The following is a 21,305-nucleotide window of genomic DNA, read 5'->3' as shown; positions in this document are numbered from 1 at the left end:
TCCTCTTATCTCCGCCTGCCACATCGCAGACGGGCCGTCAATAGCAAGGGAGCGCCCTTCTGGCGCCCCCTCTAAACACCTTGTTACTGGATGTTGTCGCGAATGCCGAGGCTCTTGATGAGCGAACGGTAGTTCTCGATGTCCTGCTTCTTGATGTAGGACAGGAGGCGACGACGCTTGCCGACGAGCATCAGCAGGCCACGACGGGTGTGGTGGTCGTGGATGTGCACCTTGACGTGCTCGGTGAGCTCACGGATGCGCTCGGTCAGCAGGGCGACCTGAACCTCAGCGGAACCGGAGTCGTGCTCGTTCTTGCCGTACTGCTTGATGAGCTCAGCCTTACGCTCCTTGGAAATTGCCATGAAAACCCCTTTCACATAGATACGCCCCGGACTGGGTTGGCCGTCTGGCAATGGACGAGCCACCAAGAGCGGGGTAACGACCAGACGAGGATACCACTAACGCCGCGCACTGCAAAAGGCGAGGCGGGTGCGACGCTCTCGCCCGTCGAAAAACCCGCATCATGAACACAAACGCTACAGGCTCAGCATGAACTCCATGGACCTGAGGCGCGCGTCAAGGTGCGTGGCGGCCCAGGTGTGGGCGACACCCAGGAGCTTTGTCGACATACCCATGTCAATGCTCGCCAGAACGAGCTCGTCGAAGGTGGAACGGATGAACGCGTCAATCCACTTGAGCTCCGAAGGACCCATCTCGATTGCGTCTGGCACGTCCTTGGCGCAGCTCGAACACAGGGCCCCGCCAGACCTCGCCGAGAAGTACGACCGAGACTGGTCGCCGCACAAGACGCACGAGCCGAGCTGCGCGAACCAGCCTCCGTGAGCGAGGACCTTGAAGACGTAGGCCACCACGGCGACGTCAAGCCCCTGCTGGTCCCGGGCCTCCTCGCACGCGCGCAGGACGCGCGAGCACAGGGGGTACAGGAACGGGTCGGGTGCGTCGTCGAAGCTCGTGAGCGAGGCGACCTCGCACACGGCGGAGGCCGCGCTGACACGCGCAAGGTCCCCCCTGATGCCCGAATGGCTCTCGACCAGGGAAGCCTCGGCAACGACCTCGAGGCCGCGCCCGCGGGCAAGCAGAAAGTCCGTCTCGCTGAAGAGCTCACAGCGGGCCGCAAGGCGCCCGCCGGGCTTACGCGCTCCACGTGCAACGACACTGACGCGCTCTCCCGACTGGATGAGGAGCGTCAGTATGAGGTCCTGCTCGCCCAGCTTGGTCCTATCGAGTACGATCCCACGTGCCCGTCTCGTCCGCCTTGAAGCCATGGACGCTACTCGGCCTCGTAGCCAAGACGCCTGATCTCGTTCTGGTCGCGACGCCAGTCGGGACGCACGCGGACTTCGAGGTCGAGGAAGCACTTGCAGTCGAAGAGACGCTCGATGTCCTTGCGTGCCTCGGTGCCGATCTTCTTGATCATCTTGCCGCCACGGCCGATGACGATGCCCTTCTGTCCCTCACGCTCGACGATGACTGTCGCCGAGATGGAGGCATGGCCATCCTTGGCCCACTCGATGTCCTCGCAGATGACGCCAACGGAGTGCGGGACTTCCTGGCGCAGGTTATTGAGAACCTTCTCGCGCACGTACTCGGCGACAAGCTCCTCGTCGGTGGCGTCGCAGTCCATGTCGTCGGGGAACCACTTGGGACCCGCAGGCAGGTGTGACGAGACGAGGCCGACGAAGGAGTCGACGTTGAATCCCTCGCGAGCGCTGACGACGAGTGTCTCGTCAAAATGCGCCAGGGAGCTTGCCGCCTCGATCTGAGAGGAGACCTGGTCGGGCTTGGCGATGTCGGCCTTCGTGATAACGAGCAGCTTGAACGTGGCGCCAGAGCTCTCCACGTGCTTCGCCACCCACTCGTCTCCCCTGCCGACGGGCTTGGTCGCATCGATAAGGAACGCGACGACGTCGACGTCAGCGAGCTCGGCCAAGGCGACCTTGTTGAGCTCCTTGCCCAGGGCGTCCTTGGGCTTGTGCAGGCCCGGGGTGTCGACGATGACGAGCTGCGAGGAGTCGGTGTTAACGACCGCCCTCATGCGCCTGCGCGTGGTCTGGGCAACGGGACTCGTAATGGCAAGCTTGGCACCCATCACCGCGTTGAGCAGCGTCGACTTGCCGACACTGGGGCGCCCCACGAGCGCGACGAAGCCACTCCTGAACGTTCGGTCGACGTTTGCCTGCTGGTCGGTACTGCTCCCGCCCATGAATTCACCAACTCCAAAAACTCGATGCGATAGCTCAGAGCAGGATAGCATGCGTGGCATGACGCGACGCTAGGCCAGCCCCAAGAGCCTAAATAAGGCATATCCGTAGATGACGAGACCCGCACCGGCGACGAGGATGCAGAGCACCCACGAGGCCGCAGCGGCGATGTCCTTCGCGCGGCCCGCAAGGGGGTGGAACTCAGGCGAGACAAGGTCGACGACCGTCTCTATCGCGGTGTTGATGAGCTCCATCGAGAGGACGGAACCGCAGCACAGGAAGATGACTCCCCAACTGACGGGATCAAGCCTCAGCGCAAAGCCGGCGATGACCGCAACGAGGCCTCCCGCAAGCATGACCTTGATGTTTCTCTCAAGACTAAAGGCCGTGCGGAAGCCCTGAAGCGCAAAGAGGAAGCTTCTCCTAAAAGATGGGTGGTTCGACTTCCTGCCGGGAATCATCAGTCTTCACCGCCGCGATGCCGCGTGAAGGCCACGCGGCCGAGGGGTGCATCGGTCTTGAGCCCCACGAGCAACTCGTCCTCGCGAGCTTCCATGACCTCCGCCTCGTCATCCTCGAGGTGGTCGTACCCCAGGAGGTGCAGCATGCCGTGGACCAACAAGAGCCTGCACTCGTCCTCGGGCGTGGTGCCGAAGCCCTCGGCCTGCCTGAAGATGAACGCCGGCGCCAAGACGATGTCGCCGAGCTCGCAGGGCTCGCCCGGGGCGAGATCGGGGTCGTCGGGTCTCTCGCACTCCAGCGACACGACGTCCGTCGGGCGGTCGACGTCACGCCACTCTCGATTGAGCTCGTGGATGCGCTCGTCGCTCACAATCGAGACGGAGACCATGCAGGGGCGCTCCACACCCTCCTCTTCAAGAACGAAGTCGCAGATACGGCAAATCTCGTCCTCGCCGAGAAGTGAATTTACGTCGTCCTCGATGTCAATATCGTACTCGTGCGCCATATCCCCTCCTCATGTCGCATCCTCGCACGGTGAATGCGACGGGTCAACTATTTAGCGTCTCTGCGCGCGGGGCCCGCGGACGCACGGTCGTCACGCTCGTACGCATCGACGATCTTGGCGACAAGAGAGTGCCTAACGATGTCATTGCGGCCAAGGTCGACGAAGCAGATGTCGTCCACACCCCCGAGGACGCGGCGGGCCGTCTCGAGGCCGTTGACCCCAAGCAGGTCGCGCTGGCTCGCGTCGCCGGTGACAACCATCTTCGAGTTGAACCCGAGCCTCGTGAGGAACATCTTCATCTGGTCGGGCGTCGTGTTCTGCGCCTCGTCAAGAATGACGAAGGCGTCGTTGAGCGTGCGGCCGCGCATGAAGGCCAGGGGCGCAATCTCGATGACACCCTGCTCGATGAGGGCGTTGCCCTTCTCGAGATCGGTCATGTCGAAGAGCGCGTCGTACAGGGGACGCACGTATGGGTCGAGCTTCTCCTCGAGCGTGCCCGGGAGGTACCCCAGCGACTCACCCGCCTCGACGACGGGCCTGGTCAGAACGATGCGCGAGACCTCCTTGCGCTTGAGGGCCGCCACGGCCATGGCCATTGCCAGGTACGTCTTTCCGGTTCCGGCGGGTCCCAGCCCGAAGGTGATCGTGTTGTCGCGAATGGACTCGATGTAGCGCTTCTGACCCGAGGTCTTCGGCCTGATGGCACGTCCGCGGTAGGTGAGCAGGATGTCGTCGGGGAAGTCGTCTGCGCTCGCCACCCCGCTCGAGACCTGACCGATCAAAAGGTCCAGGTCCGCCGTCGACGGGGACTCCCCCATCTCAATCAGCCGTATGAGCCCGCTGAAGACAGAGACCACGCGCTCCACCTCGTCAGACGGACCCGTCGCTGTGATCTGGTTGCCACGGACAGATATCGCCGCGTCAAACGCGGCCTCGATCCTGCGCAGCAGGAGGTCGGCAGGCCCCATGAGAACCGTGGGATCGACGGAATCGGGAATGGTGAGGCGAACGCGAGTAGGGTCCAAGGTATCTCCAGTCAGAATCGCAGCTGCAGGCCAGATAGCTCTGTACCTACATCATATCGCTACGGAGTCGTCTTGCCGCATCGTCGCGAAGAGCGTGCCGTCTGCGGCGGCCGACGAGACAGTCAGCCGTGCGAAGGTGTCGGGCTCGATGTCGCGATCGACCACCACGTCGAACAGGCCGCCAGTTACGCCCGCACCCGTAGCCTGTACGAGAACGAGCTGCTCGGTGCCAACCAAGCGTCTGGCGGCCGCCAACCGCATCGTGCGAGCGAGGGCACGCATCCTCCTGCCGCGCTCCGCCTTGATGCGCGCGTCCACCTGCTCCATCTCCGCTGCGGGCGTGCCGGGGCGCTGCGAGTAACGGAAGACGTGCATCTTCGAGAAGTCCATCTCCCGGCAAAACGCGAGCGAATCCTCGAACTCCTCGTCCGTCTCGCCCGGGAAGCCCACAATCACGTCGGTACCGAGCGCGAGACCGGGGACCATCTCACGAGAGCGCCGCACGACGTCGCGGTAGAAGGCCGTGTCATACACGCGACCCATACGCGCCAGGGTGGCATCGCTGCCCGACTGGAGGCAAATGTGCAGAAAAGGCGCAATCCGCTCGGGATGGGAGGCCATGACACGCAACAGCTCATCGGTGACGTCAGGGGGCTCGATGGAGGTGACCCTCAGGCGCTCGACGTCCGTAGCGCCGAGAAGGTGCTCGAGAAGTGCCGGCAGACCGCGAACGGCGCCCTCGATTTCTCCGCGGAACCTTCCTATGTTGATGCCCGTCAGGACGACCTCGCGGGCACCGCGGCCCACGGCCTCCCGAACGGAGCTCACGATATCCTCGACGGGGACGGAGCGCGAGCGGCCCCTGGCCTTCCAGACGATGCAGTAGGTGCATCGGTTGTCGCAGCCGTCCTGAATCTTGATGCCGGGTCGGGTCCTTCCCGTAGGCGACGGCGCGTCCAAGACGGTCCCCTCATCGCTGACGCCTCCCTCGGGAGCGCCGAGCTCGCGAAGGACCTCGCCAGAGACCTTGGCCTTGGAACGGACCACGCGCACGTTGGCGCCAATGGCCTCGAGCTCTCCACCAAACAGCGTCGCAACGCAGCCGGTCGCGATGACAATCGGCACCTGAGGAAGCGAGGCGGCGTGCCTGATGGCCTTTCGCGTCTTGGCCTCGGCCTCGCCGGTAACAGCACAGCTGTTGACCACGATAACGTCCGCATCCTGCTCTCCGACGAACTCGCAGCCGGCACGCTCGAGCTCGGAGGCGATAACGTCGATCTCGACGCGGTTGACGCGGCATCCAAGGTTTGCGAAGGCGACCTTGCCGACACTCACTTCGCGGCACCCTTGGCCTTGCGGCCGTGCGCGTGAAAGCGCGGCTTGCGAGGGGCATCGCCGTCAGTGGAGCCGCCGCGTGCCTCGACGAGCGCGCCGATCGACGCGAGCTGAGATGCGTCGAGGCCCTTTGGGGCGATGACCTCTACGACGGCATACAGGCTTCCGCGCGCGCTCGAGCCGAGACGCGGCATGCCCTTGCCCTCGACGCGAACCTGCTGACCGTACTCGCAGCCGGCGGGAACGTTGACGACGACCTCCTCGTCTGCGAGGATGCCCTCGACACGAACGCGCTTGCCCACGATTGCCTCGAGGTAGTCGAGCTCGACCTTGCAGAAGAGGTCGTCTCCCTGGCGCTCGAAGAGCTCGTCCTGCTTGATCTCAATTCTGACGATCAGGTCGCCCGCCACGTCGCCGCGAACGCCGGCCTCGCCCTTGCCCTTGACGGAGAGCGACTGACCGGAGTGCACACCGGCCGGGATGTCCACCTCGACCGTCTCGCGAGACGGCGCGCGCCCCTGGCCGTCGCAGGTCTCGCAAGGCTTGTCGATGACCTTTCCGGATCCGCCGCACTCGGGACAGACGCCGGTGGACTTCATCTGGCCAAAGATGGTGCGCTGGTACTCGGTCACGCGGCCCGTTCCGTTGCAGCGGGTGCAGGTGGTCTCGTGCCCGCCCTCGGCAATGCCGGTGCCGTTGCAGTCGTCGCAGGGCGCCAGGCGCTCATACGAGACGGTCTTCTTGCATCCGGCCGCCGCCTCAGCAAGCGTTAGCTGCAGCGTGATGCCCATGTCGCGACCACGCGTGCGTGCCGGGCGCGAGCCGCCGCGAGAGCCTCCGAAGAAGGAGTCGAAGATGTCGTCGATGCCGAAGCCGCCGCCGAAGATGTCGGACATGTCGACGTAGTCGGAGCCGAAGCCACCGGGGCCCTCGGCGGTGCCGTAGCGATCGTAGTTGGCGCGCTTGCGCTCGTCCGAAAGGACCGAGTAGGCCTCGTTCACCTCTTTGAACTTCTCCTCGGCGCCCGGCTCCTTGTTAACGTCGGGATGGAGTTTCCTGGCAAGCTTAAGAAAAGCACGCTTGATGGTTTTCGCATCGGCGTCCTTGTCGACGCCCAATACCTCGTAGTAGTCACGACCTGAAGACATCTAACCAATCTCCCACACAGCAACGAACAAATCGAACAATTATCGGAATCGGGACCCCTAGAGCCCAACGAAGCCGGACCGGTAGAGAGCGCGCCTGCCCATGGAGCTCCCGCACGAGAACATCGAAACCATGACCAGCGCGAGAAGCGCCCCGTTGGCGGCGCCGCCCAGGAACGTGGTGAGCGCATTTCTCCACCAGCGGGCATTGCGACCGACGGGGCCACCCCGGACGACCATGAAAGCGCCGAGCAGCAGCAGAGCTACAACGTAGAGCAACATGGAGGGAATCACTCCCGCGATGGCTCCGAACACGATGAACGGGGCGTCGAAGCCGAGCACCTGGAACCCGAAGGCCTGGCGCGGGGACAGCTGCTCGGAGGGAACGCCCAACCTGCAGACGAAGTCTCCAGAGCTCGAGCCGTTCGTGCCGGCGTTGCCCATGCCCTTGACCCTGACAACGTCACCGTCATGGGAGCCCGCGGGGATCTCGACGACCACCTCGCTGGCAGAAAGGACGCGGCCGGAGCCGCCGCAGTTCTCGCAGGGATCGGCAACGACCTTTCCCGAGCCCTCGCACTCGGGGCACTCGACGTCGAGGGCGCCGAAGCCGAAGACGCCGGTCAGGTCGACCTGGATCCTGCCACGCCCGCCGCAGGTGGGACAGGTCTCGGCATGCGCCGATTCGACCGAGCCCTTGCCAGAGCACACGTCGCAGACGACGAAGCGTTGGAAAGTCACGCCGCGGCTGCCGCCCTTGCGAGCGGTCTCGTCGTCGAGAGTGAGGTTGAACGTGATGTCGGCACCAGCCCGAGGGTTATAGGAGCGCGCTCGCGTGGCCCTGCGCCTTCCATAGCCAGCGGCACCGAAGGGGAAACCCCAGCCAAAGGGAGATCCGCCAGTGAACGGGTCGCCCTGCGCCTCGCCCGCGGGCGCGCCATAGCCGCCGAAGGGAGAGCCGGAGCGCATTGCGTCGTAACGGCGACGCTTGCTCTCGTCGGAAAGGACCGCGTAGGCCTCGGAGACCTCCTTGAAGCGCTCCTCGGCGTCCGGCTCCTTGTTCACGTCGGGATGGAGCTTGCGCGCCTTCTGCTGGAAGGCCTTGCGCACCTGGTCGCTCGTAGCGTCCTTCTCGACGCCAAGGATGGCGTAGTAGTCCTTTTCGTTCATGGAGGGCATCGGCTATACCAATCGACAGGATCTTCCAAACAGTCCAGAGAATTCTATCCCTAGCGCCCACCCGTTATACACGGACCCGCGCTAGCTGCACGAATCTTCAAAAAGAAGCGTTTGCGCGGATCTTGCGCTAAGCCGAGAAGGACGTCACTTCGCCGCTCGAGAGCGACCACAAAGAGCCGTAGAGCTCGTTGCCCAAAAGCCATCCGCTCTCGGTCGGGCGCAAGCGCCCGTCCTCGAGCACGGCGAGGCCGGACCCCAGCACCGACTCAAGCGTATCGTCGAGCCGTGAGGGGCCGAATACGTCGCGTGCGTGGCCCAGAAGCGCAGGCGACACGCCGTCGACGAGGCGCGCGCCAAGCATGAGGTCCTCGGCCGCGGCTTGTTCCTCGCTCAGGAACTCGCCGTCGAACAGGAGCGCCTCAGTCCTCGGGTCGCCCGCGATCTGCCGGGCGTCTGACCTCACGGTTAGGCGTATGCGCACGACGCCGCCTGGAGCATCGGGGAGCTGCGGGCACGCCAGCCTAAGGCGCTCGTAGCCACGACGCGTGAGCATGCCAGCCGCGGCGGTGCCGACGCCGAGGTACGGAACGCCGGTCCAGTAGGCGATGTTGTGCGCGCAGCGACACCCGGGCCGCGCGTAGCTGGCGACCTCGTAGCGGGCGAAACCGCAAGAGGCAAGAATCTCGCGAGCGATCTTCATGCGGCGGGCCTGGACGTCCTCGTCGTTCCAGGGCTGGGCGTCGTCTCCAAAGCGCCTTCCAAACGCCGTGCCCTCCTCGATGGCGAGCGGATAGACGCTCACGTGATCGGCTCCGGCCGCGATGACGTCGGAGACCGAGCGGTCCCACGACTCGTCCGTCTGCTCAGGAGTAGCGCACATGAGGTCGCACGAGACGGTAAGTCCGGCATCGCGGGCGCGCGAGACGGCAGCAAGCGCCTCGGCGGCATCGTGAGCGCGCCCGAGGGCACGAAGCTCGACGTCGCAGGTCGACTGCACGCCAAGCGAGATGCGCGAGGCGCCGGCCCGCGCGAGCGAGCGCGCGAGCGCCCCGTCGAGCGACTCTGGGTTGGCCTCGCAGCTCAGCTCGGACGGCGAGCAGAGGCGCCGGATGGTCTCGACAAGAGGCGGCAGCGCCGGGCCGAGCCTCGACGGCGTTCCTCCGCCAACGTAGGCGGTGTCGGAGCGATCGAGCAGGCCGACGTCGGCGAACGCCTCGAGCTGCGCCTCGATTGCCCGTGCGTACTCGGCAAGCAGCGGGTCGTCCGCGCTCGTGGCCCGAGAGGAGAAGTCACAGTAGGCACACTTGCTCTTGCAAAAGGGAACGTGGACGTAGAGCGCGCCCACAGAGCGGTCGAGCGAATGGTCCGACCAAAGCGCAACCTCTCCCGCGGCAGGCACGCTAGCCCTCCAGCGCGCGAAGGCGCAGATCGCGCGCGAGCTTCAGAAAATCCTCGAGCAAGACGCAGGACATAGCGTTGTTTCTCCAGGCGGCAGCATGCGGCATGCCCTTGAAGTACCAGCCGGCAAGGCTGCGGGCGCGAGCCAGGTGGGCACCGGTGGCAGCAAGCAGCCTGACGTGGCACTCGAATGCCGAGATACGCTCCAGGGCCGAGGGCTCCTTGGGGGGCTTCCCAGCGTCAACGAGACGAGCGGACCCGAAGATCCAGGGGTTTCCGTAGGTTCCGCGCGCGACCATGACCGCACTCGCACCGGTCTCCGCGCGCATGCGAGACGCACTCTCGGCACTGAGCACGTCACCAGAGCCGATGATCGGTATCGAGACCGCGTCGACCACGTGCCTGACGACGGACCAGTCAGCCTCGCCGCGATAGAGCTGGCTCGCGCACCTGCCATGAACCGCGACGGCAGAGGCGCCCGCCTGCTCGAGCGCGCGCGCGAAGTCGGGCGCCTGCTCGGGGCCGGGACGTCGGCTACGTCTGATCTTGCAGGTAACGGGGACGCTCGCCTCTCGCACGCAGGCACGCACGATATCGGCCGCGAGCTCCGGCTCGTCCAGGAGAGCCGAGCCCTCGCCCTTCTTGGTGACCTTTGGAACCGGGCAGGCCATGTTGATGTCGATGAGCGCAAGACGGTCGCCGAGGCGCTCAGACACCTGAGCCGCAGCCTCCCTGAACTGGTCGGGCTTCGACCCGAACAGCTGGACGGCGAGGTCGGGCTCGGGATCGCGCGGGATAACGAGGTCCCAGGTCTTCTCGCCTTCGTAGTGGATGCCAGCGACCGACACCATCTCGGAGTATGCCAGACCGGCCCCGCCGGCGCGCGCCATCATGCGATAGGCCGCGTCAGATACGCCGGCCATGGGCGCCATGAGGTAGCGGGCGCGCTCGAGACGCTCGCGAAGGGTGCCTGCACGGGGGAAGCGCTCGAGCGCGTCGGAGAGTCCGGCACCTCTCGCCAATGCGGCGAGCACCTCGGACGCGGCGGGGTCGTCGCAAAGCGACCCGGGGGCTTTGCGACGAGAATCCTCGATATTCAGACCATGCATCACTTGTCGTCATCCACCTTGAGGACGGCGAGGAACGCCTCCTGTGGGACCTCGACGGAGCCGATGGACTTCATGCGCTTCTTGCCCTCCTTCTGCTTCTCGAGAAGCTTGCGCTTACGCGAGATGTCGCCGCCGTAGCACTTGGCGAGGACGTCCTTGCGATGAGCCTTGACAGTCGAGCGACTGATGATCTTGTTGCCGATGGCTCCCTGGATGGGAACCTCGAACTGCTGGCGCGGGATGATCTCCTTGAGCTTGTCGCACAGGCGGCGGGCGAGCTCGTAGGCCTTGTCCTTGTGAACGATGAACGAGAGCGCGTCAACCTCGTCACCCGAGAGCAGGATGTCAAGCTTGACGAGGTCGGAGCTGCGGTAGTCGGACAGCTCGTAGTCGAGGGAGGCGTAGCCCTTGGTGCGGCTCTTCAGCTGGTCGAAGAAGTCCAAAATGAGCTCGGCCAAAGGCATGTCGAAGTGCATCTCGACCGACTTCTCGGAGAGGTAGACCATGTCCTGCGTGATGCCACGGTGGTCGATGGCAAGCTGCATGACGGCACCCATGAACTCGGGCGGAACGATGACCTTTGCCTTGAGGTAGGGCTCCTCGATATGGTCGATCCTCGTCACCTCGGGCATGTCCTGAGGGCTCGTGATCTCGATCATGGAGCCGTCTGTCTTGAACACGTGGTAGTTGACGGAGGGACTCGTCGCAATCAGGTCGAGGTTGAACTCGCGCTCCAGGCGCTCCTTCACGACCTCCATGTGGAGAAGACCGAGGAATCCCACGCGGAAGCCAAAGCCCAGTGCGACGGAGGTCTCGGGGTCCCAGGTGAGCGACGGGTCGTTGACCTTGAGCTTCTCGAGCGCGTCGCGAAGGTTCTCGTACTGCTTGTTGTCAATCGGGAAAAGGCCCGTGAAGACCATGGGCTTCGCCTCGTGGTAGCCGGGACAGGGCTCGGCACAGGGATCGTCTACAAGCGTGATGGTGTCGCCGGTCTTGACGAGGGCGGGATCCTTCAAGCCAGTGACGACGTAGCCGACCTCGCCCACCCCGAGCTCGTCGAGGGGCGTTTCGAGTGGGCGCTTGACGCCGACGCCGTCGCACAGGAAGGTGTCGCCGAGTGCCATCATGCGCATGCTCTTGCCGGCGCGCATGACGCCGTCGAACACGCGCACCGTCGCCACCACGCCGCGGTACTCGTCGAAATACGAGTCCAGAATGAGGGCCTTGAGCGGGGCGTTCGCGTCGCCCTTCGGCGGCGAGACCAGATACACGATCGACTCGAGGAGGTCGTGGATGCCCTCGCCGGTCTTGCCCGACACAAGGACGGCGTCGTCGGCCGGGATGGCAAGGTCCTCCTCGATCTCGGCCTTGACCTCGTCAGGGTGGGCCGACGGAAGGTCAATCTTGTTGATAGCGGGGACGATGTCGAGATTCGCATTCATCGCGAGGCTCGCGTTCGAGACCGTCTGGGCCTCGACACCCTGCGTGGCATCGACGACCAGAACCGCGCCCTCGCAGGCCGCAAGCGAGCGGGAGACCTCGTAGGTGAAGTCGACGTGGCCAGGAGTGTCAATCAGGTTGAACTGGTAGTCCTCCCCGTTGTCTGCGGTGTAGACCACGCGAACGGCATTGCTCTTGATGGTAATGCCACGCTCGCGCTCGATCTCCATGGAGTCGAGCATCTGGCTCGCTAGGTCTCGCCGCTCTACCGTGTGAGTGAGCTCGAGGATCCTGTCAGAGATGGTCGACTTGCCGTGGTCGATGTGCGCAACGATCGAGAAATTGCGAATATGTGAAGTATCATTGTTAGCCATGCGGAAGATAATAGCGTAAATCGCACGTTACGTGCTATACTCCCGAAGTCGACCTCGCCGTGTCAGGTGTCGGATTCCCCACGTCCTACACCTCGTAAATAAGAGGCCTCAAGGATAAGAACCGAAAGGAACCACACGTGGCTAACATCAAGTCTCAGAAGAAGCGCATTCTCACCGCAGAGAAGGCTCGCATCCGCAACAGGGCAGTCCGCTCCGAGCTCAAGACCGCCGTCAAGAAGGTTCGTCTTGCCGTCGAGGCCAAGGACGTCGAGGAGGCCCAGAAGGCTGCCAACGTCGCCGGTCGTCTGATGGACAAGGCCGCCTCCAAGGGCATCATCCACAAGAATCAGGCTGCCGAGCGCAAGTCTGGCATGCAGAAGCTCGTCAACACCCTCAAGTAAGACGCTTCTTCACCTCATAAAGGCTCATAGGGCGCATCCATTGGATGCGCCCTTTTTATGTCAAAAAACAGCACAGCAGAGAAATGCATGCACCGCGACACGAGCGATCACTCGAAACGACACAATTGCGCCATGTTTTGGAAGCGTCACTCGAGAGAAACGGCGTGGGAAAGACCGTATGAGAGGAACGGAGCCTAAACCCCACAGAGCTCGAGCATGAGCGTGACGAAGGTGGTCTCGGCATCCGCTCCGCTCTTGAGGTCAGCCTCGCAGCGCGCAAGGGAGGAAAGCGCGGACTCAAGCTCGCCGGGAGCGAAGCGCCGGGCCCAGCCGACGTAGTTCTTGACCTGCCATTGCTGCTTCTTCAGCTCGCCGGGGAGCATCCCGCCCTCGCCACGAGCGTCGAGCGACTTGGCGCAGATGAGCTCGCGAATCCTTCCACTCAGGAAGGTGACGAGCGCGATCTGGGAGGGCTTCCTCATCATGCGATAGAGTCTCAGGGCCTTCTGCGCATCACGCGCCGAGACGGCATCAAGAAGGTCCCAGGGCTTGACGTCGGCAATGCGCGCCACGTTCTTCTCGACCTCTGGCACACCTATGCAGGCACCGTCACCAAAAAGCGCAGCAAGTGACTTGAGCTGGGCATCGAGCATGACGGTCGACTCGCCGACGCGCGATATGAGCTCCGTCGCGGCGGCCTCGTCCATCTGGAGGCCGTGCGCGCGAGCGAGCTTGCAGACCTGGCCGGAGAGTTCCCAGCGCTTCTTCGGCGGGAAGCAATCGATGACGGACTTGTCGCCGCACGCCTTGACCGCCTTGTAGAGCCTGGTCGTCTTGGCGAGAGTCTTAGCGACGAGGAGAAGTACGCAGCCCTCGTTCGGGTCCTTGAGGTAGGAGATGATGGCCTCGGAGGTCGGCTTGGGAAGCTTCTCGGCGTCGTGCACAACCACGAGCCTAAAGCCGGTGCCGACGGGGATGGTGTTGAGCGAGGAGGTCAGGGTGCCGGGCAGCAGGTCGGCAGATGCTTTCAGCTCGTCGAGGTTGAAGGTGGCGAGACCCTCGTCCAGGCGGGACTTGAGCCTGCAGACCGTCTTCTCGACTTTGAGCTCGTCGCTTCCGACCACCAGGTAGGCGGGAAGCAGAGCCGCATTTGAAATTCTTGCCAAGACATCCCCTTTCGTCCTTGAATACTATGCCACATCGGGCAGGGGCTCCGGCACCCTTTCGCATGAAACCTCAAGCCCTCCCGACCCGGGAGCCACCACGACGCGACCGACGTCCTTCGTGCAGAAGAAGCGAGAGCCAACGTCCTCCAGCATGTCGACGGCCTCCTCGGACGGGTGTCCGTAGGAGTTGCCCTCACCCGCACTTGCGACACTCAAAAGCGGTGACAACGCCTTTGTCTCGGAGGGCGTGAGGCAAACGCTTGAACCATGGTGCCCAACCTTGAGGAAGTCAATCCGACCGACACGACCCGAGTCGACGACCTCACCGGTCTCGTCACGCTCGGCGTCTCCCGTAAGGAGTCCCGTCATCGAGCGACCACCCTCGTCGTAAGAAAGCACAAGCTCAAGCGAGTGCGCATTCTGCGTGCCATCGACGTCAGACTCGGGCCATACGACGCGAAGGTGGAATCCTCCGCAGTCAAGGGCATCGCCAAGACCCAACTCGCCGACACCTTCGGGAGCCGTGCGGGCCAAAGCGCCCGACTCGATCCGGGCAAAGCCGGAGGAGACCCCGCGCGCCACGAGGACCCGGTCGCATCCGATTCCCCTCGAAAGCGAGTCGAAACCACCATAGTGGTCGCCATGAAGGTGGGTGACGACCACGGCGTCAAGATGAAGGACGTGAAGGCTCTGGAGCTCCTGGACGACGCTGTCGTCGGGACCGACGTCGACCAGGATCGCAGAGGAACCGTCCTGCACCAGGATAGCGTCACCCTGTCCGACGTCCAGTACGCAGACCCGCGCTGGAGCGAAGAAGCGCCATCTGAACAGCAGACAAGCACTTCCAACGAAAACCGCGAGCATCACATGCCGGACAAGCCTCGCGTTAACGCGAGGCCACCAAATGAGCAGGGCGAGGGAGAGACCAAAGAAGACGGCAAATGCCACGCCCTCAGAGGCCGAAACGGAGACAGACGAGAAGGGACAGGCGGATACTGTGCGAAGCACGGCAACCACCGCATCCCCTATCACCGAGGCGGTCCTGACGAGGACAAAGGAGGCCCAGGGTGCGGGGCGGAGAAGGCAGGACGCGACGCCGAGGGCCACGACGATTGCGACAAAAGGCGACACCAGCAGGTTGGTGAACGGTGCCACGAGCGATATCTCGGAGAAGTTCGAGACAATAATGGGAGCCGTCGCAACCTGGGCAACGAGGGTGACGGCAAGGGCGCGTCTGGCTCCCGAGAGCGTTTCGAGGGCCCTTCTCCCCCATCTTCTGCGAGAGGCCCAGCGAGAAGCCGCCTCGGACGAGAAGAGCACCTCGATGACGTAGGCGGCATACGGCGCGAACAGGCAAAGCGAGGCCACCGCGACGACAGACAGCAAAAACCCAACCTCACACGAGAGACAAGGTTCGACGAGGCACAGCGGAATGGCGACCGCGCAGACGGCCGAAAGCGACTGCCCCCTCCTTCCGGCGAGCGCCGCACCCGAAGCCACGACGGACATGAGGCCCGCACGGACGGCGGACGGCGGCGCTCCACAAAAGAGGACGAAGGAACCGATCGACAGCAACAGAACGACAGCGGAGACAAGGCGCCGAGCGCCAATACGCGACATGACCATAGCCACAAGCTCGGCCACAATCGCGATGTGAGTCCCCGACACGGCAATGAGGTGGGACACCCCACAGGTCGAGAAGAGCCTATCTACCTCACGTTCCTTAAGGGCTCCTCGATAGCCGCACAAACAGCCCGCAAGGACGGTCGACCCATCGGAACCTTGCGAGACGATATCCGAAATTACGTCCTCGCGAAACGCACGCAAACGTGCGAGCGCGCCGTCGTCGGAACCGCGCGAGACGACGCGAACCGCGCTGACGGAGCCCATGATTCCCCGGCCGCGATTGCTCCTCCCCCACTCGTCATCCGAATTGGATCGAAAGCGACCGACGCAGCGTACGACGTCGCCCGCGCGAAGCTCATCTTTGGAAGACAGCCACACATCTGCGACGGCCTCGCCGTCCACGCAAGCGACGGCACGCGAACGATATCCGCCCGTCGATGCGGCGGAATCCGAAGAAACGCGGTACGTACATGCAGACGGAGGCGTGCGGGCCAGAACGCAAGCAGCACGTTCGAGCGAGGACGAACGCGCCGAGGAGGCGAATAGGGCAATCGTCGCCGAAGCGGCGACAAACACGGTAAGCGCCACGACCTCGGACCCGACCCTTCGAACGAGGACGCACGAAAGCGCGAGGAGAAGTAGGAAAAGAGGTGCCGTTGCAAGGGGAGGCGGCACCATCCCGCCGAGAAGGACGAGCCTCTCCACCGCCATGACGACGAGGAGCGAGTAGAGGGAGACGGGAATGCCGGGGCGGTCGGGAAACCTCGCTTCCCTAGACACAGATGCTCCCCTCAAGCTTGGCGTATTTCTTCTCGCCTATGCCAGAGACGCGCATCAGGTCTTCCTTGCTGGCGAACGGCCCGTTATTTGTCCGGTCCTCCACGATCGCCTTGGCAGTGGACTCTCCTACGCCACTGAGCGTCTTAAGCTCGTCGACACTGGCCGTGTTGATGTTAACGAGCGACGCGCCGCCCTTAGACGAGCCAGAACCGCTAGGGGGGACGGAGGGATCGATGGAACCGACATCTGCCTGCGAGGGTTGGGGAGCCGCCTCGCCTTGAGCGGGGACATGGATCTTCTCCCCGTCCGAGACCTTCTGCGCAAGGTTGAGCATGGAAAGGTCTGCACCCTCGGTGGGTCCACCGGCAGCGCGGACCGCGTCGTTGGCACGCGAGCCGGCGGCGAGCTCGTAGACTCCGGGCGAGGCGACGGCGCCGTCGACGTGCACGAAGAACGTCTCCGTGGAGTCGGACGCCTTCGAGGAGCCTTCTGAGTCGGAGGGTTCCCCCCGATCTACAGGCTCCGACTCGTGCGCACCCTGGCGAGCGTCAGCCTCCGCCGCGGCCCCAGGTCCCGATGAGCGCGTGAGCCTATACTCGCCCTGCCGTAGCAGGACGAACGTGATGCCCACGACCGCAAACAGGAAGCAGCACGCAAGAACGATGACGGCACTCCGCCGCCGCCCAGACAGGGCAATCCTTTTGGAGACCGAGTCGGAAAAGAGGGAAACCGACGAACTCGCCCGACCCTTGCTTCTGCGCTGCGCCATAAAAACCACCCCCAGGACAATCATCGTCCCAGGGGTGGCATGCTTTGGCGAAACAGAAAGGTATGGTCGCTCCTAAGTCACTTCAAGCTCTCGCCTAGCTGACGGGGCACGACGCACACCCTACTTGACGTCATCACGTTCGAAGGCGGCAGGAGCGAGCTCGCGGTGGCGTGCACGGTACCCACGAGGGGGCTTGTAGCTCGGGCACTGGTCAAAGTCGACGTACTCGATGCTGTTAACCAGGTCGTCGATCATGGCATCATGGTCGAAGGAGTCCCAGGCCTCGTGTACCTGGTCGGGCTTCGCGTGGGTCTCGGGGCGACGCGGCATGAAAAGGGTGCAGCAGTCGGCGGCGTCCTGGGAGCTAATGTCGTACGTGCCAATCTCCTCGGCACGGCTCATGATCTCAAGCTTGTCCGACCCGATGAGGGGGCGGAGCACGGGAAGCGAGACCATCTCATTGACGACCGAGATGTTATCGAGCGTCTGAGAGGCGACCTGCCCCAGGGACTCACCGGTGACGAGGGCCTTGGCACCCTCGATCTGCGCAATCCTCTCGGCCACGGCGAACATGATCCTACGGTAGGTGATGATGCGCAGGCTCTGCGGAACGGCAAGTGAGATCTCGCGCTGTTTCTCGCCAAACGGAACGACGTACATACGCCCAATCATGCCGGAGGGAGCAAGCGCGTTGACGATGTCCTGACAGAGGTACTCGCTGGTGTCGGCGGTCATGGGGCGACCCGAGAAGTGCACGGGAACACAGGTAGCACCACGACGTCCGACCATCCACGTAGCGACCGGAGAGTCGAAGCCGCTCGAGAGGAGCGTGACGACCTTACCTGCGGTGCCGACGGGAAGACCGCCGACGCCACGACCGGTGTCGGCGTACACGTAGACGCTCGCGTTGACGACCATGACGATGACCGTCACGTCGGGGCCGTGCATGGCAACCTTCTTGTCGGGGAACTCCTGGCAGAGTACGCCGCCCACGAGTCGGTTGATGTCAAGCGTGTGAAGCTCGTAGTCGGTCGACGACCTACGCGCATGAACCTTGAAGGTTGTGAACTCCCCCGCCTCGCCAAGGGCCTTGACGGCAGCGGCACAGTACTCATCCTGGTCAAGACCGCAGAGGTATGCAAGAGAGACGCGCGCCACTCCGGGAACGCGGGAGATGGCATGAGCAAGCTCCTGAGAGGCGAAGCCATCCTCCACCGTCACGAGCAGATGACCCGAGATCCTCTTGATCCCCTTGACGGGAAAGCTACGAAGCGCACAGCGAAGGTTCCTCACGAGCTGGTTCTCAAAGGTGGAACGGTTCTTGCCCTTGAGGCCGATCTCGTGGTAGTGGACCAGACAGACTCTGTTAGTCATGCCTAGAGGTTGCGCTCGACGCGAGTGTTGTTGCCCTTGATCTCCTCGTCAAACTTCTCCTTGACGAAGCCGAGGGTGCCGTCCTCGATCTCAGTCATGGCGATGGTGACGGGGTCCTCTCCCGAAACGACGGGAGTGATGTCGTCAAAGTCTTGAATGGCGGTGACGCGGAGGTGCTGGCCACGTACCATGTTATTGATGTCGCACGCACGCTTGGAAGCGACGGTGCAGAGCAGGAACGGGTTCTGCTCGGTCATCGATAGGAGATCATCGATCTCGGGCTTAGTAACTGCCATGTTAGGAGTTACCTCCATTCGTCTCGTAGTGATCAAAAATGCGGGCAAGTTCAGCTGCTGCCCTGTCCAAATCGTCATTGACAACCCGGGCATCGTAGCGATCGGCCAAATCCATCTCTCGACGGGCGTTCGTGAGCCTCAGCTCAACGGAAGCCTCGTCCTCGGTACCCCTGCCGCGCAGCCTCCGCTCGAGAACCTCTAGGGAGGGCGGCTCGATGAAGATGAGTACGGCAGAGGGGTAGATCCTCTTGACGTTAAAGGCCCCCTGAACGTCAATCTCGAGAATGACCGACTTGCCATCGGCGATTCGAGAGTCAACCTCACTCTTAAGCGTCCCGTATTTGTGGCCATGCACGTCCGCCCACTCGAGAAACTCTCCGGCCTCGACCTTGGAGACGAACTCGGAATCGGTGAGGAAGTGGTACGTGACACCATTCACATCGCCGGGACGCGGCGAACGAGTGGTAGCCGAAACCGTCAGGCCGAGGTCAGGTCGTTGCTCGCGAACAAGCGAGAGCAAAGTACCCTTCCCCGCACCCGACGGTCCGGAAATGACAAATAAACGAGGAGTGCTCACTTACTTGGAGAGCACCTCGAGAAGCTGCTCGCGCTGACGAGCACCGAGGCCCTTAACGCGACGAGTGGAGGAGATGGCGAGCTCGTCCATAATCTTGGCAGCCTTAGCCTTGCCATAGCCAGGCAGGGACTCGATGAGTGCGGAAACCTTCATGCGGCTGGCGATAGGATCCTCAGAGTTGAGAACCTCCTCGAGAGAAATCTCACCCTGCTTGATCTTCTCACGCAGCTCAGCACGCGCGTGACGGGCCGCAGCGGCCTTCTCGAGTGCTGCCTTACGCTGCTCGTCAGTAAGCTGAGGTAGTGCCATGGGTTCCTCCAAACATCGGAATTCATACGTATAACGCCTTGCAAAAGCGCTGTTAATCAACGTGCAAGACGATAGTTTGCCAATATGTCCTGTATTTATCAAGTACCTATTGGCAAAAACGCACGTGGACGGGCTGAAATACACATAACTGCACTTCAATACCGCTCCCGTAAAGAATATTAGCCCTTCACTAGCTCATTCACTATGCATTCGAAGGCAGAAATTGGCTCATCGGCCTGCGTTATTGGGCGACCGACCACAATTTTAGATGCTCCAGCAGCAATCGCAGCCGCAGGCGTGGCAACGCGCTTCTGGTCACCGACCGCAGAGCCGACCGGCCTGACGCCCGGGGTTACGAGCAGGGCCTCCGGACCCAGAAGTTTGCGCATCTGGGCAGCCTCCTGCGGAGAGCAGACGATGCCGTCGGAGCCCGCGTCAAAGGAGAGCTTAGCGAGCCTTGCGACCTCGTCCTTGACAGGAAGCTCGATGCCGACCTCGGAAAGCGAGCCCTGGTCCATGCTCGTCAGCACGGAAATCGCGACGAGCCTCGTGCGGTCGCCGTCGCGCTTGGCAGCGGCCTCCTCAACGCCCTCACGCGCCTGGGCGATCATGGCAGAGGAGCCCAGGCCGTGAATGGAAAGGATATCTGCACCCGAGAGCGAGGCGGAGCGGGCAGCTCCCCTGACCTGGAAGGGGATGTCGTGGATCTTGAGGTCGAGAAATACCTTGAATCCCCTATCGTGCATCTCTCTCACGATGGACGGGCCCTCGGCGTAGAAGAGCGTCATGCCGACCTTGACCCAGCGTGCCTTGCCACGAAGCCTGTCGGCAAGCTCTAGCGCGATCTGCTTGTCACAATCTAGCGCGACGATAACGGACTCACGCGCAGCCTCTTCACCTAGCATTCGGCAGCTCCAATCAAATCGTTGATGTCACGGACACCCTGGGACTCGGCCCATTGCTCAAGCTCTGACAGTATCCTCGGGGCACTCGTGGGGTCGGTAAGGTTCGCCGTACCGACAGAGACGGCCGTGGCTCCGGCCAGGATGAACTCGGCCGCGTCCGCACCCGAGGAGACGCCGCCGATTCCGCACAGCGGGATATCGACCGCGTTGTGGCATTCCCAGACCATGCGCACCGCGATGTTGTGAATGGCGGGGCCGGAAAGGCCAGCCGTGGCCCTCGAGAGGCGGCTTCTTCTAGTCCTCACGTCGATGGCCATGGCGGGAATGGTATTGATGAGCGAGAGTGCGTCCGCACCCTCGGCCTCCAGCGCGCGCCCGATCTCGGCGACGTCATGCGGCGCCATCTTGACAACGACGGGCCTCGAAGTGAGGGGGCGAACCGCACGCATGACCTCGGCGGCCGCTTTGGGAGTTGCGCCCATGGCGGCGCCGCCCTTGCTCACGTTGGGACACGAGATGTTAATTTCGAAGCCGGAGGCAAACGGCGCGAGCTCGTCAAAAAGCTCGACGGCCCGGGCGTACTCCTCGAGGGAGTGGCCCGCGACCTGGACGATGACGCGCGTTCCACGACCCTCGAGTCCCGCCAGGTATTCGCCATAGGTCTCTACGAACGCGTGGGCCCCGGGATTCTGAAGGCCGACGGAGTTCATGATGGCCGAGTTGACCTCGCACATGCGCGGTGCGGGATTGCCGTCCCACGGCTCGGCCGCGCAACCCTTGGTCGTGATGGCGCCAAGGGTGCTGACGTCGTAGAATCCCTCGAACTGCCAACCGTTGCCGAAGGTTCCGGACGCAGTGTTGATGGGGTTCTTCATCTTGATGCCGCCGAGGTCGACGGACATGTTCAC

The 21,305-nt window shown here is 63.2% G+C and carries 22 protein-coding genes; 1 reads left to right on the top strand and 21 read right to left on the bottom strand.

All coding sequences use genetic code 11. From position 1 onward, the window contains the following. Nucleotides 1–83: 83 nt before the first annotated feature. The 12 genes from rpsO to lepA form a co-directional block, all read right to left on the bottom strand. On the bottom strand, nt 84–362 hold the full coding sequence (rpsO, locus tag B5D13_RS07085; protein ID WP_078687625.1) for a 30S ribosomal protein S15: 279 nt from the start codon (nt 360–362) through the stop codon (nt 84–86). 174 nt (nt 363–536) lie between these two features. Next, nucleotides 537–1,286 (bottom strand): DNA repair protein RecO, encoded by a 750-nt coding sequence (gene recO, locus B5D13_RS07080; RefSeq protein ID WP_078687624.1) that lies wholly within the window; start codon nt 1,284–1,286, stop codon nt 537–539. A 5-nt stretch (nt 1,287–1,291) separates the two neighbouring features. Further along, nucleotides 1,292–2,224: a GTPase Era gene (gene era / locus B5D13_RS07075; protein ID WP_078687623.1), complete on the bottom strand. Its 933-nt coding sequence runs from the start codon at nt 2,222–2,224 to the stop codon at nt 1,292–1,294. 69 nt (nt 2,225–2,293) lie between these two features. Further along, complete coding sequence (locus tag B5D13_RS07070) at nt 2,294–2,683, bottom strand: diacylglycerol kinase family protein (RefSeq protein WP_078687622.1); 390 nt, start codon at nt 2,681–2,683, stop codon at nt 2,294–2,296. Next, nucleotides 2,683–3,189, bottom strand: a complete 507-nt coding sequence (ybeY, locus tag B5D13_RS07065) for an rRNA maturation RNase YbeY (RefSeq protein ID WP_078687621.1) — start codon at nt 3,187–3,189, stop codon at nt 2,683–2,685. Before ybeY ends, B5D13_RS07070 begins: the two co-directional genes overlap by 1 nt. Nucleotides 3,190–3,236: 47 nt before the next feature. After that, a complete protein-coding gene (locus B5D13_RS07060; RefSeq protein ID WP_078687620.1) occupies nt 3,237–4,214 on the bottom strand; it encodes a PhoH family protein in 978 nt (325 codons plus the stop codon). A 51-nt stretch (nt 4,215–4,265) separates the two neighbouring features. After that, the gene (locus B5D13_RS07055) at nt 4,266–5,549 is read right to left on the bottom strand and encodes a MiaB/RimO family radical SAM methylthiotransferase (RefSeq protein ID WP_078687619.1); all 1,284 of its coding nucleotides are present in this window, start codon (nt 5,547–5,549) and stop codon (nt 4,266–4,268) included. After that, entirely contained in the window at nt 5,546–6,697 is a 1,152-nt protein-coding gene (dnaJ, locus tag B5D13_RS07050) for a molecular chaperone DnaJ (protein ID WP_078687618.1), read from the bottom strand. Before dnaJ ends, B5D13_RS07055 begins: the two co-directional genes overlap by 4 nt. Nucleotides 6,698–6,754: 57 nt before the next feature. After that, nucleotides 6,755–7,864 (bottom strand): DnaJ domain-containing protein, encoded by a 1,110-nt coding sequence (locus B5D13_RS07045; protein ID WP_306806908.1) that lies wholly within the window; start codon nt 7,862–7,864, stop codon nt 6,755–6,757. Nucleotides 7,865–8,000: 136 nt separating this feature from the next. Further along, a complete protein-coding gene (locus B5D13_RS07040) occupies nt 8,001–9,272 on the bottom strand; it encodes a coproporphyrinogen-III oxidase family protein (RefSeq protein ID WP_234970764.1) in 1,272 nt (423 codons plus the stop codon). Between the two features lies 1 nt (nt 9,273). After that, nucleotides 9,274–10,380 carry a tRNA dihydrouridine synthase gene (locus B5D13_RS07035; RefSeq protein WP_078687616.1) on the bottom strand — a complete coding sequence of 369 codons (1,107 nt, stop codon included), beginning with the start codon at nt 10,378–10,380 and terminating at the stop codon, nt 9,274–9,276. Then, complete coding sequence (lepA, locus tag B5D13_RS07030; RefSeq protein ID WP_078687615.1) at nt 10,380–12,194, bottom strand: translation elongation factor 4; 1,815 nt, start codon at nt 12,192–12,194, stop codon at nt 10,380–10,382. The genes B5D13_RS07035 and lepA overlap by 1 nt, the downstream gene beginning before the upstream one ends. A gap of 137 nt (nt 12,195–12,331) precedes the next feature. Here lepA and rpsT point away from each other — a divergent pair, with 137 nt between their 5' ends. Then, nucleotides 12,332–12,595: a 30S ribosomal protein S20 gene (gene rpsT / locus B5D13_RS07025; protein WP_078687614.1), complete on the top strand. Its 264-nt coding sequence runs from the start codon at nt 12,332–12,334 to the stop codon at nt 12,593–12,595. Nucleotides 12,596–12,789: 194 nt separating this feature from the next. Here rpsT and holA read toward each other — a convergent pair whose 3' ends face one another. The 9 genes from holA to B5D13_RS06980 form a co-directional block, all read right to left on the bottom strand. After that, nucleotides 12,790–13,761, bottom strand: coding sequence for a DNA polymerase III subunit delta (holA, locus tag B5D13_RS07020; protein WP_090991481.1), 972 nt, complete (start codon nt 13,759–13,761; stop codon nt 12,790–12,792). 24 nt (nt 13,762–13,785) lie between these two features. Continuing rightward, nucleotides 13,786–16,167 carry a ComEC/Rec2 family competence protein gene (locus tag B5D13_RS07015; protein ID WP_078687613.1) on the bottom strand — a complete coding sequence of 794 codons (2,382 nt, stop codon included), beginning with the start codon at nt 16,165–16,167 and terminating at the stop codon, nt 13,786–13,788. Further along, a complete protein-coding gene (locus B5D13_RS07010; protein ID WP_078687612.1) occupies nt 16,160–16,936 on the bottom strand; it encodes a ComEA family DNA-binding protein in 777 nt (258 codons plus the stop codon). The genes B5D13_RS07015 and B5D13_RS07010 overlap by 8 nt, the downstream gene beginning before the upstream one ends. 120 nt (nt 16,937–17,056) lie before the next feature. Next, nucleotides 17,057–18,310 carry a tRNA uracil 4-sulfurtransferase ThiI gene (thiI, locus tag B5D13_RS07005; RefSeq protein ID WP_078687611.1) on the bottom strand — a complete coding sequence of 418 codons (1,254 nt, stop codon included), beginning with the start codon at nt 18,308–18,310 and terminating at the stop codon, nt 17,057–17,059. A 2-nt stretch (nt 18,311–18,312) separates the two neighbouring features. After that, nucleotides 18,313–18,606, bottom strand: coding sequence for a DNA-directed RNA polymerase subunit omega (locus B5D13_RS07000; protein WP_078687610.1), 294 nt, complete (start codon nt 18,604–18,606; stop codon nt 18,313–18,315). 1 nt (nt 18,607) lies between these two features. Beyond that, nucleotides 18,608–19,183, bottom strand: coding sequence for a guanylate kinase (gmk, locus tag B5D13_RS06995; RefSeq protein ID WP_078687609.1), 576 nt, complete (start codon nt 19,181–19,183; stop codon nt 18,608–18,610). After that, nucleotides 19,184–19,492 carry an integration host factor, actinobacterial type gene (mihF, locus tag B5D13_RS06990; RefSeq protein ID WP_078687608.1) on the bottom strand — a complete coding sequence of 103 codons (309 nt, stop codon included), beginning with the start codon at nt 19,490–19,492 and terminating at the stop codon, nt 19,184–19,186. It lies immediately after the preceding gene. Between the two features lie 179 nt (nt 19,493–19,671). Further along, the gene (gene pyrF, locus B5D13_RS06985; protein ID WP_078687607.1) at nt 19,672–20,397 is read right to left on the bottom strand and encodes an orotidine-5'-phosphate decarboxylase; all 726 of its coding nucleotides are present in this window, start codon (nt 20,395–20,397) and stop codon (nt 19,672–19,674) included. Beyond that, nucleotides 20,391–21,299 (bottom strand): dihydroorotate dehydrogenase, encoded by a 909-nt coding sequence (locus B5D13_RS06980; protein WP_078687688.1) that lies wholly within the window; start codon nt 21,297–21,299, stop codon nt 20,391–20,393. Before B5D13_RS06980 ends, pyrF begins: the two co-directional genes overlap by 7 nt. Between the last annotated feature and the right edge of the window lie 6 nt (nt 21,300–21,305).

This window comes from Olsenella sp. KH1P3 (assembly GCF_900167315.1).
GTDB classification, from domain to species: Bacteria; Actinomycetota; Coriobacteriia; order Coriobacteriales; family Atopobiaceae; genus Olsenella_J; species Olsenella_J umbonata_A.
This window is presented reverse-complemented; position numbering and strand designations above follow the sequence as displayed.